The sequence below is a fragment of the Mesorhizobium sp. M7A.F.Ca.MR.362.00.0.0 genome, assembly GCF_004023175.1.
GTDB lineage: Bacteria > Pseudomonadota > Alphaproteobacteria > Rhizobiales > Rhizobiaceae > Mesorhizobium.
This window is the reverse complement of record NZ_RZTF01000034.1, coordinates 1-15,445: the sequence shown is the minus strand read 5'-3', so window position 1 is coordinate 15,445 and position 15,445 is coordinate 1. Positions and strand designations below refer to the sequence as shown.

The following is a 15,445-nucleotide window of genomic DNA, read 5'->3' as shown; positions in this document are numbered from 1 at the left end:
GCCACGGTGACCGTCGATGCGGGAAAGTTCAAGGGAACCCTGATCGCCAAGGGGCTGACCAAGAGCTACAAGGGCCGCAAGGTCGTCAGCGGCGTCACCATCGGCGTGCGCGCTGGCGAGGCCGTTGGGCTGCTCGGCCCCAACGGCGCTGGCAAGACGACCTGTTTCTACATGGTTACCGGCCTCGTGCCGGTGGATGAAGGCACGATCGAGATCGACGGCTTCGACGTCACGTCGATGCCGATGTACCGTCGCGCACGCCTCGGCATCGGCTATCTGCCGCAGGAAGCGTCGATCTTCCGCGGCCTCAATGTCGAGCAGAATATCCGCGCGGTGCTGGAAGTGGTCGAAAAGGACCGCAAGGTGCGCGAGCGCAATCTCGACGAACTGCTCGAGGAATTCCACATCAGCCATCTGCGCAAGGCGCCATCCATGTCGCTTTCGGGCGGCGAGCGGCGACGCCTGGAAATCGCGCGAGCGCTGGCGACGCGTCCGGCCTACATGCTGCTCGACGAGCCTTTCGCAGGCATCGATCCGATCGCCGTCGCCGATATCCAGCAACTGGTGCGCCACCTGACGGCGCGCGGCATCGGCGTCCTCATCACCGATCATAATGTGCGCGAAACGCTCGGCCTCATCGACCGCGCCTACATCATCCATGCCGGCCAGGTGCTGACCCATGGAAGGGCCGACGAGGTGGTGGCAAACCCGGATGTGCGGCGACTTTACCTCGGTGAGGGTTTTACGCTCTGACTCTTTTCCCGCGCAATTCCGGACCGCAGCGCAGTTATCCTGGAATTGCCTTCGGCGTGAAATTTGTTTCCTGACACGATTTTTGCGGTTCGCCGGCCCTTTTTCCTCGATTTTGCTCCGGGATAACGCTCCGGTAAGCGGGTTTTGCTACCAATTCCCTTGACAAGCAAAAGCCGGGCCAGTTTCTATGGCCGGCTGCAAAATTCCTTTCCGGAAGTCCGGATGCGTAGACGAGGCGTTTGAAACCGAACCATGGCGTTGGCGGCCAAACTACAGCTACGACAATCGCAGTCGCTGGTGATGACGCCGCAGCTGATGCAGTCGATTCGGCTGCTGCAGTTCACCCATGTCGAGCTTGAGCATTTCATCGACGAGGAAATCGAGCGCAATCCGCTGCTGGAGCGCTCCGAGCCGCAGGACGATGCCGCCAGCGACCAGGCGCAGAAGATCGAGGCGGAGCCGCAAGCCACCGCCGAAGGCGACTGGTTCGAAAACGAGACGCAGTGGAGCGCCGAGGCGATCTCGGACAAGCTCGACACGTCGCTGGAAAACCTGTTTCCCGACGACCCGGGGACCAGCGAGCGGCTCGGTCCCGACCTGACGGCACAATGGAAATCGGCTTCGGGCAATGGCGCGGGTTCCTCATCCGAGTGGTTTGACGCCGGCGATATGGCGACTGCTGCGATCACGCTGCGCGACCATGTCGGTGAACAGGTGGCGCTAGCCTTCACTGACCCGGCTGCACGGCTGATCGCCGCCGAACTCGCCGACGGCCTTGACGAGACCGGCTATCTGCGTGCCGACCTGGCCGAGATCGCCGCTCGTCTCGGTGCGGATACCGCTGCCGTGGCGAAGGTGCTGGCGGTGTGTCAGACCTTCGAGCCGGCTGGCCTGTTTGCCCGCGACCTGGCCGAATGCCTGTCGCTGCAACTTGCGGTGCGCAACCGGCTCGATCCGGCGATGAAGGCGCTGGTCGCCAATCTCGAACTCCTGGCACGACGTGACTTTCATGCATTGAAACGGATATGCGGTGTCGACGAGGAGGATCTGCTCGACATGCTGGCGGAGATCCGGGCGCTCGATCCCCGGCCGGGCATGGCGTTTTCGGGCGGCGCCAGCGACGCGATCGTCGCCGATGTCGAGGTGCGCGCGGCCAATGACGGCAGCTGGACGGTCGAACTCAATGCCGAAACGCTGCCGCGGGTCTTGGTCGACCATATCTATTTCGCCCAGGTCTCGCCGCAGGCCAAGAACCAGGCGGAAAAGGATTTTCTGGCCGAATGCCTGCAGAACGCCAACTGGCTGACGCGCAGCCTCGACCAGCGGGCAAAGACCATCCTCAAGGTCGCCTCGGAAATCGTTCGCCAGCAGGATGCCTTCCTCGTCCATGGCGTGCGCCAGCTGAAGCCGCTCAATCTGCGCACGGTAGCCGACGCCATCGGCATGCACGAATCGACGGTCAGCCGGGTCACAGCCAACAAATATATGCTGACGCCGCGCGGCGTGTTCGAGCTTCGCTACTTCTTCACCGCCTCGATCGCCGCGTCGGGCGGCGGCGATGCGCATTCCTCGGAAGCGGTGCGTGACCGCATCAGGCAGTTGATCGACGAGGAAAAACCCGTCGACGTGCTTTCCGACGACGCGATCGTCGACATGTTGCGCGAAAGTGGCGTCGACATTGCAAGACGTACGGTCGCCAAGTACCGGGAAGGCATGAATATCCCCTCTTCGGTGCAGCGCCGACGCGAGAAACGGGCGATGGCCAGCGCCGGGCGCTGAGCGGGTCGATTTTCCACAGGCCGGCACTTCATTGACAAGCCGCGGTGAAGTGGCTAGAAGCCCGCCCGCATGAGACGGGCTAGATGCCCGCATGCGGATGGTCCGTCACGACGTTGGCCTCGGGACGGTCAAAGGGCGGCTTGTGATCAACCGGAAAGTTTGGATTTAAAATCGGCGCAAGTGACGCCGCAAAGCTTGTGCGCACGGATCACGAGTATAAACTCGGGCCAGTTTGAAGCCTGAGCAAGGAAGGTCAGTTTTCAGATGAATCTGCGCATATCGGGAAAACACATGGATATCGGCGATGCGTTTCGGACACGCATCAATGATCGTGTCGGCGAAGCGATCGGCAAATATTTCGATCGCGGCTTTGCCGGACATGTCACGGTCATCAAATCGGGCTCGCGCTATTCGGCGGACTGCATGATCCGGCTGGATTCCGGCGCTTCGCTGCAGGCCACCGGCGATGCCCAGGATCCGACGCTAGCCTTCGAGGCGGCGGCGGACCGTCTGGAAACCCGCCTGAGGCGCTACAAGCGCAGGCTGAAATCGCACAATTCGGGCGCCGCCAACGGCCAGCCGACCGACATCGCCTACACGGTGATGGCGCCGCTTGCCGATGACGACGAGGACATTCCGGAGAATTTCGCGCCCGCCATCGTCGCCGAATCAACCATGACGCTGAAGACCATGTCGGTGGCGTCGGCGGTCATCGAGCTCGACACCAAGGACAGCCCGGTCTTTGTCTTCCGCAATGCGGGAACCGACCATCTCAACATCGTCTATCGCCGACCCGATGGAAATATCGGCTGGATCGACCCGTCGACGACCAAGGTCGCGCAAGCGTGACGACAAAGGTCGCACGGTGACGACAAGGGTCGCACGGCAATAAGAGCCGGCCGCACGAGGGGTGGGGACTGGTGACGGCAGGCGAACAAGGGATTTTCTAGCATGGATCTGAGCGATCTTATCAACGTTCCGGCGATACTGCCGGCGTTGAAGGCGAACTCCAAGAAGCAGCTGCTGCAACTGCTGTCCGAACGGGCAGCGGCGATTTCCGGCATTCCGGAGCGGGAGGTGTTCGACACCATCCTGCAGCGTGAGCGCCTGGGTTCGACCGGCGTCGGCAACGGCATCGCCATTCCGCACGGCAAGCTGGCCGGCGTGAAACGCATCGCAGGTGTTTTCGCCCGGCTGGAGACGCCTGTCGATTTCGAATCGCTGGACGATCAGCCCGTCGATCTGGTGTTTCTGCTGCTGGCGCCGGAAGGGGCGGGCGCCGACCACCTCAAGGCACTGTCGCGCATCGCGCGGGTCCTGCGCGATGCCGACACGGTGGCCAAGATCAGGGGTACGCGCGACGCCGCCGCTATCCACGCGCTGTTGTCGGACACCCAGGCCTCGCACGCGGCCTGAATTTGAGGGTGATACCGCCACAAGGGCCGCCATGGGCGGCCCTTTCCGTTTCAGCCGGAAATCGCTGTCAGTGAATGGCGACGGTGGTCAGGTCGTTTTCCATGGCGCCGGCCAGAGCGCGGTCACGCGCATCGGAAAGCAGGATCGGCTGACCATTGGCGGCAAACAAGGCCCACAGTTCCATGCCGGGGGCGATTTCGCCGAGATTGGGGAAACGGCCGAGCAATTCGTCGCTCGAGACCTTTCTGAGATAAGCGACCGAGCCCTCGCCGAGATGAGCGAATTCGCCATTGGTCATGGTGATATTTTCAGTTCTGGTCATTTCAAAGCCTCCTTGGCGCGAGGACGCCGCTCAAGGCCATCCCGCATGAGAGCCATTTCAATTTGCTGCATCATGCTTTCGGAAAGTCGGAGCCGATTTCCGGCCGATGCAGTGGTAAAGATCAGTCTTTCACCGATATGTTTATTTTCCGTACCAGCCGTTCGGACTCCGGTCGATCGAGGTCGATCGACAAAAGACCGTTCTTCAACTCCGCCGCGATCACCCGCATGCCGTCGGCCAGCACGAAACAGCGCTGGAACTGGCGTGCGGCGATGCCGCGATGAAGAAATTCGCGCTCGGTGTCGTCGGTCTGACGGCCGCGCACGACCAGCTGGTTTTCCTCCGTGGTGACATCGAGATCGCTTTCGGCGAAACCGGCGACCGCCAATGTGATGCGCAACCTTTCGGTCTTGCCGTCGGCGCCGCTGAGGCGTTCGATGTTGTAGGGAGGGTAGCTGTCGCCGGATTTCGCCAGGCGTTCCAGGGTCTTTTCCATGGCGTCGAAACCAAGGAGAAGCGGGCTGGAAAAGGGCGTCATTCGGCTCATGTTACACTGTCCTCTCAAGAGCGACATAAAGTGGAAAAACCCAGATGGCATTTTTCCCGATGGCCTTGATATGGTCCGCCCCGCGACCAAGTTCAAGCCGTCAACAGACCCGCTCAAAAAGACCAGGCGTGGACTCACAGGAATGACCGACATGGCGCTTGAAACGGCGAGCAGATGCAAGGAGAAGCGCGCAGGTCGGGAATTGTCCTTCCCGGTCGAGCGGTTCGACATGGCAGCTCGCGACCGCTTCGGCGTCATTTGGATGTTTCGATCGGATCGGTTCAAGCCCACGACCTCGCCAAACAAGGAATTGAAATGCCCCAATCACGCAAGATCATCATCGACACGGATCCCGGTCAGGATGATGCCGTCGCCATATTGCTGGCGCTCGGCAGCTCCGAACTGGAGATCGTCGGCATATCAGCCGTTGCCGGAAACGTGCCGCTGAAGCTTACCGAAAAGAATGCCCGCAAGATCTGCGAATTGGCCGGCCGCCCGGACATCAAGGTCTATGCCGGCGCCATCCGGCCCCTGATGCGCGAATTGGTCACCGCCGAGGAAGTGCATGGCAAGACCGGCCTCAACGGACCGCAATTGCCAGAACCGACGATGAAACTGCAGGACCAGTACGCGGTCGATTTCATCGTCGAGACGCTGATGGGGGAAGAAAGCGGCACGATCACGCTTTGCGCACTCGGCCCGCTCACCAACATTGCGCTGGCGCTGATCCGCGAGCCGCGCATTGCACCGCGCATCAAGGAAATCGTGCTGATGGGCGGCGGCTTCTTCGAAGGCGGCAATGTCACCCCGACCGCCGAATTCAACATCTACGTCGATCCGCAGGCCGCCGATGTCGTGCTCAAATCCGGCATTCCGATCGTGATGATGCCCCTCGATGTCACCCATAAGGCGCTGACCACCGCCAAGCGCACGCAAACCTTCCGCGCGCTCGGCACCAAGGTCGGCACCGCCACCGCCGAGATGCTGGAATTCTTCGAGCGCTTCGACGAGGAGAAATACGGCACCGACGGCGGCCCGCTGCACGACCCTTGCGTCATCGCCTATCTGTTGAAGCCTGACCTGTTCAAGGGCCGCAACTGCAACGTCAGCGTGGAAACGGCCTCCGAGCTCACCATGGGCATGACCGTGATCGACTGGTGGGGCGTTACCAAGCGGCCGAAGAACGCCATGGTGATGCGCGACATCGACCATGACGGGTTTTTCGGGTTGCTGGTGGAGAGGCTGGGGCGGCTGTGAGAGCTTCCTTCTCCCCGTTTACGGGGAGAAGGTGCCGGCAGGCGGATGAGGGGCGGCACAAACGTTGAGATTCTGCTTGCGCCCTCGGCGCTGCCCCTCACCCGATCGCTTCGCGACCGCCCCCTCGCCGTAAACGGGGCGAGGGAAGAGGCGCCAGCCGCCAGTTCATTCTGGAAACCGGTAAAAGATCGTTCCATTGTCGCGCGTGACGCGTTCAATGCTTATGCGCGAGCCGATCAGATGCTGGCGTTTGTCCTTGATGAGAACAGACGGACCGTTCTCGACAGAGACCAGATAGATGCCGACGCGGTCCCACTGGACACTTCTGACCATTGCGTCGACGGTGACGACCGACCGGATTGGGCTTGCCATATTCGTCCACTTGAGCGGATCAAGGACCAACACCGCCGCGAACACCGCAACAATGAGGACCACGCCCAGCACGTGCCCTTTCACATCCGCAAAAGTCCACGACATCGACGTGAATCCCCCAACCGCCGATTCATGTGGTGGACAGAAGGCCGACTTTCAATCGGCCTCCCTGTTTCAGGAAATTGCTGTTAGAGTCCCGGCTTGTCGGCGCGCTGTTACTTTGCCTTTGAAAGCGCCAGCCACAGGCCGCCGCCGACCATGAAGCTGCCGCTGATCCTCGACAAAAGCTTGATGCGGCCCGCCGACAGCAGGCGCCCGGCGCGGCCGGCGGCCAGCGCATAGGTCGAATCCGAGAAGGCGGCGAAGATCATGGCGGTCAGGCCCATGATGGCGATCTGCAGCGAGTAGTTGCCTTGCGGCGAAATGAACTGCGGAAAGAAGGCGCCGAAGAAGATCAACGTCTTGGGGTTGCTGAGCGCCACCAGCAGGCCCTGCAGGAAGAAGCCGCCGCGCGGCTTTCTCGCTGTTCCATCGGCATTCAGCGTGCCTTTGGAACGGAACATCTGCACACCCATCCAGATCAGATAGGCGGCGCCGATCAGCCGCACCCACTCGAACCAGTGGCCCATGCCCGAGATCAGCGTGTTGAGGCCGATGCCGACGATGGCGATCATCACGGCAAGCCCGGCCTGCGTGCCGGCGACATTGGCGAGACCGGCGCGGGAGCCATGGCGGATGCTGTTGGCGATGATCAGCGTGACCGTTGGGCCCGGCACCAGGATAATGACGATGCAAGCCAGGACATAGGCGGCGTAGAGTTCCAGCGACATGATTTTTCCCCAGGAATGCCGCCGATGCGGCGCGGCTTGAGGACAATCAATGCATAGCAGCGCAGCCGGTGCAAGCCGCTACCTAGCGCCCTGCGACACGCCAGTCCGCCCGGTTCAGGCGCCGGTCTGCCAAGGCAGCGTTGCCTCATAGGCCGCCGCCGCCTTCAGCACGGCGAGGTCGCCGCGCGGCCGGCCGATCAGTTGCATGCCCATCGGTCGGCCCCTATCGTCGAAGCCGACCGGCACGTTGGCCGCCGGGCAGCCGCCCAAGGTCGCGAAGGCGGAAACCTGCATCCAGCGGTGATAGCTGTCCATTGCGCGTCCGGCGACCTCACGCGGCCAATGCGTATCGACATCGAAGGGGAAGACCTGCGCGGTCGGCAGCGCGACGAGATCATAGCGGTCGAAGATCGACAGCAGCGTGCGATGCCAGGATGTACGGGTCACGGAGGCGGCGCGGATCTGTGGCGCCGTCAGCCGCATTGCGTTCTCCACTTCCCAGATGGCTTCCGGCTTGAGCAGGCGGCGCTTCGCGGGATCGTCATAGTGGGTCTTGAGCGCACAGCCGCTGCTGGCCTGGCGCAGCGTCACGAAGGCCTGCCACAGCGCTTCGAAATCGAAATCCGGCAGCAACGGTTCAGTCGCGAAGGATGCTTCCGCAAAGCGGCCGAGTGCCGCCTCACACAGACCGAGAATGCCTGTTTCTACCGGCAGATGACCGCCGAGGTCACCGAGCCAGGCGATGCGGCCACCAGTTGCCGGTATTCCAAGCCCTTCGAGGAACGAGCCGGGTTTCTCGTAGGACAATGGCGCGTGCGGGTGGTAACCGGCCTGCACATCGAGCAGCAGGGCCATATCACGAACGTTGCGGCCCATCGGCCCGTCGACGCCCATCTGCGCATGGAAGACTTCGAAATCGGGTCCGCCGGGAACAAGTCCTTGCGACGGGCGGAAGCCAAAAACATTGTTCCAGGCGGCCGGGTTGCGCAGCGAGCCGCCGAAGTCGCTGCCATCGGCGACGGGCACCATGTCGAGCGCCAGGGCCACCGCCGCGCCACCGCTCGAGCCGCCGGCGGTCAGGGCCGGATCGAAGGCGTTCAGCGTCGGCCCGAACACGGCGTTGTAGGTGTTGGAGCCGAGCCCGAATTCGGGGACGTTGGTCTTTCCGATGATGATGGCGCCGGCATTGCGGATACGCTCGACGAAGAAATCGTCTTCCTGCGGCACGAAATCGGCGAAGATCGGCGAGCCGAAGGAGGTCCTGAGGCCCGTGGTCGAGGCGAGATCCTTGATGGCGATCGGCAGGCCGAAGAGCGGACCTGCCGCTTCGGCTCGCGACAGGCTGGCATCGGCCGCATCGGCTTCGCGCAGGATATCGGCGCGATCGCGCAAGGAGACGATGGCGTTGACCAGCGGATTGACCGCCTCGATGCGATCGAGGAATGCCGCCACCACCTCGCGCACGGAAAGCTCTCTCTCCCGGATCGCGCCGGCGAGTTCGACAGCGGACAGGCGGCAGATGTCGCTTGCCGGCGGCACGGCATGTTTCGTTTGCGGACGCAGCATTTTAATGGGTTTCCTGCAGCGCCTGATCGACGTCTTTGGCGAGCGGGATCGCCGGTTGGGCGCCAGGCTTCAGGCAGGCCAGCGAACCGGCCGCGCCGGCGCGCGCCAGCGCCTGTTCGAGCGCGAGGCCCGACGACAGGCTGGCAGCGAAATAGCCGCAGAACGTGTCGCCGGCGCCGACCGTGTCGACAGGGGTTATCTTGCGCGCAGCAACGGCCAGGAACTCGGTCGGTGTCGCCGCCATCACGCCGTCGCCGCCGAGCGTGACGACGGCGGTGCGGCCGGTCTTTCCGGCAAAGTCGCGCATGCGGGCCGCCCGGTCGCGGCCTTGCAGCGACAGCGCTTCGCCATAGAGGTCGAACTCGGTTTCGTTGGCGACGACATAGTCCGCCTTGCCGAGAAAGCCGGCTGCCTGCCCCTGGAAAGGCGCCGTGTTGAGCACGGTGATGGCGCCGGCCACCCTTGCCTGGTCGAGGGCGGCATCGACGGTGGCCAGCGGAATCTCATTTTGCAGCAGCACGACGTCGCCTTTTTTCAGAAAGGCCTTGGAGAGATCGCCTGGCACCACGGAAGCGTTGGCGCCCGGCACCACGGCGATGATGTTTTCGCCGTCGTCGGCGACCATGATCAGTGCCGTGCCGGTCGAGGCGTGAGTCTCGGCAACGCCGGACAGGTCGACCTTGCCGTCGCGCAGCAAGGCCAGTGCCTCGGCTGCGAAGCTGTCCCTGCCGACGGCGCCGACCATGCGCACCGAGGCGCCGGCGCGTGCGGCGGCCAGTGCCTGGTTAGCGCCCTTGCCCCCGGGCGCGGTGGTGAAGGCTGAGCCGCCCACCGTCTCGCCGGGGCTCGGCAAGCGGTCGACCTTGGCGATAAGGTCGAGGTTGATCGAGCCGATGACGATAATCAAGCAGGGCCTCCTGGCAACGCAAATTCAAAATATCGGAGCGTCTTCGTGCGTCCGGGCGAACGCAGATCGTTCCGATTGCGTGAAAGCTAACCTGTAAGGCCGCGGCTTGCCAGACCACGCGCATGGTCCAGTCCGATTTGAGGTGTCGTGGCCTTATTCGCAGCGCACGGTGACCGTGCCCTGATAGTTGCCGGCGGGAAAGATACCGCTCGACTTGGTGGCGGTGAGGTCGACCTGCATCGCGTGGGTGCCGTTGGCAACCCTTTGCGGCACACTTCCGTTGACATCGACCCCCGAGCCATCGAGGCGGAAGACTGAAGCGAAGATCACGTTGGTGCCGCCGCCGCTCGGTGCGGAGGAGAATGCGGCAGGCGCCGGCGCCGAAACCGAATAGCAGTCAAGCAGGTTAAGTATCGAGCACAACAGGGAACTTGCCACCACGGTGGCGCTGGCGCTCGATCCGCCTGCCTGTTTGGAGCTCAGTATGCTGATGGCGGGATTGGCCTTCATCGTTCCGGACGCCCCGACCATGATGGTGCAGGTGCCGATGATCGCCGCCTGCACCGGAAGGCAGGAACCGGCAAGTGCAGCCATCGCAAACAGCGCGCGGCTACTGCTTCTTCTTTTTCTTGCCATCGCCATTTCCGGTCCTGATGCTCCAGCCTTCATTGGCCCACCCCGGTGACGCGGCCGTGGAAGCGCTGGCGGCCACGCTCGCCGTCTGGCCGTCGGCGCCGAGGCCCATTTTGAGGAGCTTCAGTTCCAACTGCAGGCGCTCGACCTCAAGCTCATAGAGACGGCTGCAATCGACGCGCTTCGGCGTACGCCCGATCGGGATCACCACCCGGCCGTAAGTGGCGACATCATTGTCGGACTGGCTGTTGCCTCTGATAACGCCGAGATCGACATAGGCCCCGGAGCCGGAGACGGCGGAACGGCATGTGGTGCCGTCCGCGGCACGGACCTCGTCCTGACCCTGGGGCAAGGTGACACCGGGCAGGTTGAAGCCGCTCTCATTCTGGTTGAGGTTGTAGACGTCCTCGGCCCCGGCCGGCGAGGCACCCGCCCAAGCAGCCGCGAGCGCCAGTGTCAGGACTTGCGGCGCCCAAAGAACTTTCCGCATATCTGTGCCCTTATCTGCGTCTGTTGATCGGGAAAGGGGATGCTTTCGGTACAGATACGCACTTTACGCTCGGCCGCGCCGTCAAAGGGCACGACCACAAGGACAGAACGGGAAGCCTGGGAAGCCAGCTGGAAGACATTTGGAGAGATTCTGGCATCTACCGGCTGAAAATCCTGATCGTAGACGTGGATTTCGACCCGGATCTTCCGGTCGTAGGGATTGGCAGGGAAGATGCGGACCGCGAAGACGTCGGTGAAGCTGTTGATCTCGCCACGCATCGGCGACATCGATTGGGCCTTGGCGGCAATGGGCGCCAATCCGACGGCCAATGCCGTCGCCAGGATTCGAACATGTTTCAACGACCCCTCCTTCGCTGCGCGTCATTCGCAGCGCAGCGTTACCGTTGCCTGATAATTGCCGTTGGCGAAGCGATTGCTGCCGCCTTTGGTTCCGGCGAGGTGAACCGAGACGAGGTCGGCGCCGGGTGTGGTGATGCTGGTTGCCGAGCCGGTCTCGACGATGGCATGCGCGCCGGTGGCGGAGTAGGTCGGCGTCCAGGTCGTCGACGTGCTGTCTGCCGATGGCACCGTCATGGTGGTGACCGGATCGACGCTGAGCGACACACCTCCGGTCGTCGTCAGCGTCACGGTCCCAGCCGAGCCGCCGCTGTTGTGGGAACTGAGGGACTGGAGATCGGGGCTGGCCGTCATCGTGCCGTTGGTGGCAACGACAAGCGTGCAGGTGGGCGCGATCGTGCCATTGAAGATGACATTCTGTGTCGCGGCCAACGCGGCCTCGTCGATGCTGGCAACCAGCAGAGCTGCGCCGCAGGCGGCGCGAAACAATGTCATCGGGACCTCCTATCAAGCCGGATCGTCCGGATTAATATGAGGGCATCATCACTTTATCGTGGTTAATTTAGAGTTACCTAAAATAACGGCTTAAAATAACAACTACAGGGACCGCAGGTTGCCCTCGGTTGCAACGGCAGAAACCACAGTCTAAATCGCGCTTATACTTAATAAGGCCGATATAGCCATGTTTTCCTTCGCAATATCGAGGAAAATCGATATTACGATACCTGCCCGGCTTCCCAGCCCAGAATGGCGCGCTTGCGGGTCAGGCCCCAGTGATAGCCGGTGAGATCGCCTGATTTACCGATGGCGCGGTGACAAGGCACCACGAAAGAGAGCGGATTGGCGCCGTTGGCCGCACCGACCGCACGGCTGGCGGACGGTGCGCCGATGCTGGCCGCGATCGAGGAATAGGTGCGGGCCTTACCCATCGGGATCTTGAGCAGCGCCTCCCAGACGCGAACCTGGAAGTCGGTGCCGATCATGACGACATGCAGCGGCTGGTCGGGGCGCCACAGCGTCGGGTCGAAGATACGGGCGGCATAGGGACCGGTAGCAGTCATGTCCTCGACATAGATGGCGTTCGGCCAGCGGCTGGACATGTCGGCGAAGGCGGCGCGTTCCTCGCCGGGGTCGCTGAAGGCGAGGCCGGCGAGCCCGCGCTCGGTGGCCATGATCAGGGCGGTGCCGAATGGCGAGGAATGGAAGCCGTAGCGGATGGTGAGCCCGGCGCCGCGTGTCTTGTAGTCGCCCGGCGACATCGCCTCATGGGTGACGAACAGGTCATGCAGCCGGCCCGGGCCGGACATGCCCAGTTCGAACGAGGTCTCGAGCAGCGGCATGCCGGAATCGAGCAGCCTGCGCGCATGGTCCAGCGTCACCGCCTGCAGGAAGGCCTTGGGCGACAGGCCGGCCCAGCGGGTGAAGAGTTTTTGCAGGCCGGTCGGAGTCTCGCCAACCTCCTCGGCCAGTTCTTCAAGGGAAGGCTGATCGCGATAGTCGAGACTGATCTTCTCGATGGCACGGCGCACGATTTCGTAGTCGCTGCCTTCAGGCGTGATGTCCTTTTTGAGGACCGCGGTGTGTGTGCTCATGGAACTGTCTCCTTGAGCCGGAATATCGCCCCTCGGGGCGTCGATCGCCACCCGAAACTTGCCTTCCTGCGGCGCATACCCAGATAGGCACGGGATTCGAGCCCAGGAACCGCTCGTGGCTGGCTCAGCGTGCCTTGGCGGTCGCCAGCGCCCGCGAAAAGGCGGTGGCAAAACTCTCGCGGGAATCGGGGTCCAGGAACGATCCGATCGGCACGTTCTGCCCTTGGCCTTCCACCGTCATCCCTGTGATGCCGATCTCGGCGTGACGGGCCACCGAAAACCGCGCCCAGAACGGATTGAAGCGATGCGCCTCCGATTTCCCCGAGGGGGCGGTCTTGCGGATGTCGAGGCTGGTGCGCGAGACCGAGACTTCCTCGCGTGCGCGAGCGGCACGATAGTTGATGCGAAAGGCGATGTAGACGGCGACCACGTCGAGGCCGAAGAAGCCGAACACCGGCCAGGCGCCGCGCGACAGGAAAACCGCGCCTGTCACCAGCCAGCCGAACAGCAGCGCGCCCATCAGGATGAAGAAGCCTGTCCGGCCCAGAGACCGGTGCGGGGTGAGTAGCGCCTGAAAGAATGGCTCGTCGGCCTGAAACGAGGCGTTTGTGTCGCTCATGAGGGGATATTATAGGAGGGAAATGGCAAGCCCCAAGTCCAAAGATTCTTCCCTGTCCAAAAAAGAGTTGTTGCCCGCACGACGCAATGGGTCGAACGTCAAGCCACGCCCGCGGCCGGTGCGGAGCTCGTCGCGTTACAGCCCGGCCGAAGTGCACGAGATATTCCGGCGCTTTTCCGTCCAGCGGCCCGAGCCGAAGGGCGAGCTCGAACATGTCAACGCCTTCACGCTGTTGGTCGCGGTGGTGCTGTCGGCGCAAGCGACGGATGCCGGCGTCAACAAGGCGACGCGGGCGCTGTTCAAGGCCGCCGATACGCCGCACAAGATGCTGGCGCTGGGGGAGGCAAGGGTCGGCGAATATATCCGCACCATCGGGCTGTGGCGCAACAAGGCGAAGAATGTGATTGCGCTGTCGCAGGCGCTGATCCGCGACCATGGCGGCGAGGTACCCGACAGTCGCGATGAATTGGTCAAGCTGCCCGGGGTCGGGCGCAAGACCGCCAATGTCGTGCTCAACATGGCCTTCGGCCAGCACACGATGGCGGTCGACACGCACATTCTCCGTATCGGCAACCGGCTCGGATTGGCGCCCGGCAAGACGCCGGAACAGGTCGAGCAAGGATTGTTGAAGATCATTCCGGACGAATATATGCGCCATGCACATCACTGGCTGATCCTGCATGGCCGCTACGTCTGCAAGGCGCGCAAGCCGGATTGCCCGGCCTGCGTCATCGCCGACATCTGCAAGGCCGAGGTCAAGACGACCGATGTGCCGGCACCGCTGGTGCCGATCGCACCGCTCGACCCTGTCGAAGAGATCCAGGACCGAAGCGGAACGACGGCGTAATTCAACTCTCCTCCACAAACACCTCTTCGCGCTTTTTCCTGACCGCCGGCAGGAAGACGACGGCGAGCACGGCGAGCGCGATGAGGAGCAGGCCGGCGCTGATCGGTCTGGTCAAGAAGGTGCTCGGGTCGCCGCGCGAGAGGATCATGGCGCGGCGCAGGTTTTCCTCGAGCAGCGGGCCGAGCACGAAGCCGAGCAGCAGCGGCGCCGGTTCGCAGCGCAGCTTGGTCAGGAGATAGCCGAGGAAGCCGAAGAAGGCGACGGCATAGAGGTCGTAGACGTTGCTGTTGACGCTGTAGACGCCGATCGAGCAGAACGCCATGATGATCGGGAAAAGCACGTAATAGGGGATCGTCAGCAACTTCACCCAAAGCCCGATCAGCGGCAGGTTGAGGACGATCAGCATCAGATTGCCGATCCACATCGAGGCGATGATGCCCCAGAACAGCGCCGGCTGTTCGGTCGCAACATTGGGGCCGGGCACGATGCCCTGGATGATCATTGCGCCGATCATCAGCGCCATGACCGGGTTGGCTGGAATGCCGAGCGTCAGCATCGGGATAAAGGAGGTCTGCGCACCGGCATTGTTGGCCGATTCCGGTCCGGCGACGCCTTCGATGGCGCCCTTGCCGAACTCCTGCGGGTTTTTCGAGACGCGTTTTTCGACCGTGTATGACGCAAAAGCTGCCAGGATCGCGCCGCCTCCCGGCAGGATGCCGAGCGCCGAACCGATGATCGTTCCGCGCACGATGGGCGCTGCCATGCGCCGAAAGTCCTCGCGGGTCGGCATAAGGCCGGTGACCTTGCGGATCATCACGGAACGCTCATCCTCGTTTTCGAGGTTGCGCAGGATCTCGGCGACGCCAAAGACGCCGACCGCCACCGCAACGAAATTCAAGCCGTCGGCATATTCCCGGATTCCAAGCGTGAAGCGCGGCGTGCCGGTGTAGATGTCGGTGCCGACAATGCCGAGCAGAAGGCCGAGCACGACCATGGCCAGCGCCTTGACGATAGAGCCGTGGGCGAGTGCGACGGACGAAACCAAGCCGACGATCATCAGCGAAAAATACTCGGCCGCGCCGAATTTCAGCGCGATCGCCGTCAGCGGCGGGGCAAAGATGGCGACGAGGAACGTCGACACCGTGCCGGCAAAGAACGA

General features: G+C 62.8%; 19 protein-coding genes. 6 read left to right on the top strand and 13 right to left on the bottom strand.

The genetic code is table 11. The annotated features are described in order from the left end of the window. The 4 genes from lptB to ptsN form a co-directional block, all read left to right on the top strand. A partial coding sequence (gene lptB / locus EOC06_RS07520) for an LPS export ABC transporter ATP-binding protein (RefSeq protein ID WP_245469390.1) occupies positions 1–753 on the top strand: 753 nt, incomplete at its 5' end. Positions 754–1,005: 252 nt separating this feature from the next. Then, positions 1,006–2,532, top strand: coding sequence for an RNA polymerase factor sigma-54 (rpoN, locus tag EOC06_RS07515; RefSeq protein ID WP_128307452.1), 1,527 nt, complete (start codon positions 1,006–1,008; stop codon positions 2,530–2,532). 264 nt (positions 2,533–2,796) lie between these two features. Beyond that, the gene (raiA, locus tag EOC06_RS07510; RefSeq protein ID WP_013529588.1) at positions 2,797–3,381 is read left to right on the top strand and encodes a ribosome-associated translation inhibitor RaiA; all 585 of its coding nucleotides are present in this window, start codon (positions 2,797–2,799) and stop codon (positions 3,379–3,381) included. Positions 3,382–3,483: 102 nt separating this feature from the next. After that, entirely contained in the window at positions 3,484–3,948 is a 465-nt protein-coding gene (ptsN, locus tag EOC06_RS07505; protein ID WP_013529589.1) for a PTS IIA-like nitrogen regulatory protein PtsN, read from the top strand. A 67-nt stretch (positions 3,949–4,015) separates the two neighbouring features. Here ptsN and EOC06_RS07500 read toward each other — a convergent pair whose 3' ends face one another. Beyond that, complete coding sequence (locus tag EOC06_RS07500; protein WP_023760740.1) at positions 4,016–4,270, bottom strand: DUF1150 family protein; 255 nt, start codon at positions 4,268–4,270, stop codon at positions 4,016–4,018. 121 nt (positions 4,271–4,391) lie between these two features. After that, the gene (locus EOC06_RS07495) at positions 4,392–4,817 is read right to left on the bottom strand and encodes an Hsp20 family protein (protein WP_023760739.1); all 426 of its coding nucleotides are present in this window, start codon (positions 4,815–4,817) and stop codon (positions 4,392–4,394) included. A 315-nt stretch (positions 4,818–5,132) separates the two neighbouring features. Between EOC06_RS07495 and EOC06_RS07490 the strand changes: the two genes are divergently transcribed. Then, on the top strand, positions 5,133–6,074 hold the full coding sequence (locus tag EOC06_RS07490) for a nucleoside hydrolase (RefSeq protein ID WP_128307451.1): 942 nt from the start codon (positions 5,133–5,135) through the stop codon (positions 6,072–6,074). Positions 6,075–6,239: 165 nt separating this feature from the next. On the opposite strand, the gene EOC06_RS07485 is transcribed toward EOC06_RS07490, so the two are convergent. From EOC06_RS07485 to EOC06_RS07440, 10 genes are all read right to left on the bottom strand, one after another. Then, positions 6,240–6,518 (bottom strand): hypothetical protein, encoded by a 279-nt coding sequence (locus EOC06_RS07485; RefSeq protein WP_245469389.1) that lies wholly within the window; start codon positions 6,516–6,518, stop codon positions 6,240–6,242. 143 nt (positions 6,519–6,661) lie between these two features. Then, positions 6,662–7,276: a LysE family translocator gene (locus tag EOC06_RS07480; protein WP_127267106.1), complete on the bottom strand. Its 615-nt coding sequence runs from the start codon at positions 7,274–7,276 to the stop codon at positions 6,662–6,664. Between the two features lie 114 nt (positions 7,277–7,390). Then, positions 7,391–8,842, bottom strand: coding sequence for an amidase (locus EOC06_RS07475; protein ID WP_128307449.1), 1,452 nt, complete (start codon positions 8,840–8,842; stop codon positions 7,391–7,393). A 1-nt stretch (position 8,843) separates the two neighbouring features. Further along, complete coding sequence (locus EOC06_RS07470; protein ID WP_128307448.1) at positions 8,844–9,749, bottom strand: ribokinase; 906 nt, start codon at positions 9,747–9,749, stop codon at positions 8,844–8,846. A gap of 153 nt (positions 9,750–9,902) precedes the next feature. After that, positions 9,903–10,385: a hypothetical protein gene (locus EOC06_RS07465; protein ID WP_164898499.1), complete on the bottom strand. Its 483-nt coding sequence runs from the start codon at positions 10,383–10,385 to the stop codon at positions 9,903–9,905. Continuing rightward, on the bottom strand, positions 10,360–10,872 hold the full coding sequence (locus EOC06_RS07460) for a hypothetical protein (protein WP_128307446.1): 513 nt from the start codon (positions 10,870–10,872) through the stop codon (positions 10,360–10,362). Before EOC06_RS07460 ends, EOC06_RS07465 begins: the two co-directional genes overlap by 26 nt. Beyond that, positions 10,839–11,231: a hypothetical protein gene (locus EOC06_RS07455; RefSeq protein WP_128307445.1), complete on the bottom strand. Its 393-nt coding sequence runs from the start codon at positions 11,229–11,231 to the stop codon at positions 10,839–10,841. Before EOC06_RS07455 ends, EOC06_RS07460 begins: the two co-directional genes overlap by 34 nt. Positions 11,232–11,252: 21 nt before the next feature. Then, complete coding sequence (locus tag EOC06_RS07450; RefSeq protein WP_128307444.1) at positions 11,253–11,723, bottom strand: hypothetical protein; 471 nt, start codon at positions 11,721–11,723, stop codon at positions 11,253–11,255. A 221-nt stretch (positions 11,724–11,944) separates the two neighbouring features. Further along, positions 11,945–12,820, bottom strand: a complete 876-nt coding sequence (locus EOC06_RS07445) for a bifunctional helix-turn-helix domain-containing protein/methylated-DNA--[protein]-cysteine S-methyltransferase (protein WP_024502817.1) — start codon at positions 12,818–12,820, stop codon at positions 11,945–11,947. A 124-nt stretch (positions 12,821–12,944) separates the two neighbouring features. Continuing rightward, the gene (locus EOC06_RS07440; protein WP_127328318.1) at positions 12,945–13,439 is read right to left on the bottom strand and encodes a DUF2244 domain-containing protein; all 495 of its coding nucleotides are present in this window, start codon (positions 13,437–13,439) and stop codon (positions 12,945–12,947) included. A gap of 22 nt (positions 13,440–13,461) precedes the next feature. Here EOC06_RS07440 and nth point away from each other — a divergent pair, with 22 nt between their 5' ends. Beyond that, a complete protein-coding gene (gene nth / locus EOC06_RS07435) occupies positions 13,462–14,286 on the top strand; it encodes an endonuclease III (protein WP_128307443.1) in 825 nt (274 codons plus the stop codon). A gap of 1 nt (position 14,287) precedes the next feature. On the opposite strand, the gene EOC06_RS07430 is transcribed toward nth, so the two are convergent. Next, a partial coding sequence (locus EOC06_RS07430) for a tripartite tricarboxylate transporter permease (protein ID WP_128307442.1) occupies positions 14,288–15,445 on the bottom strand: 1,158 nt, incomplete at its 5' end.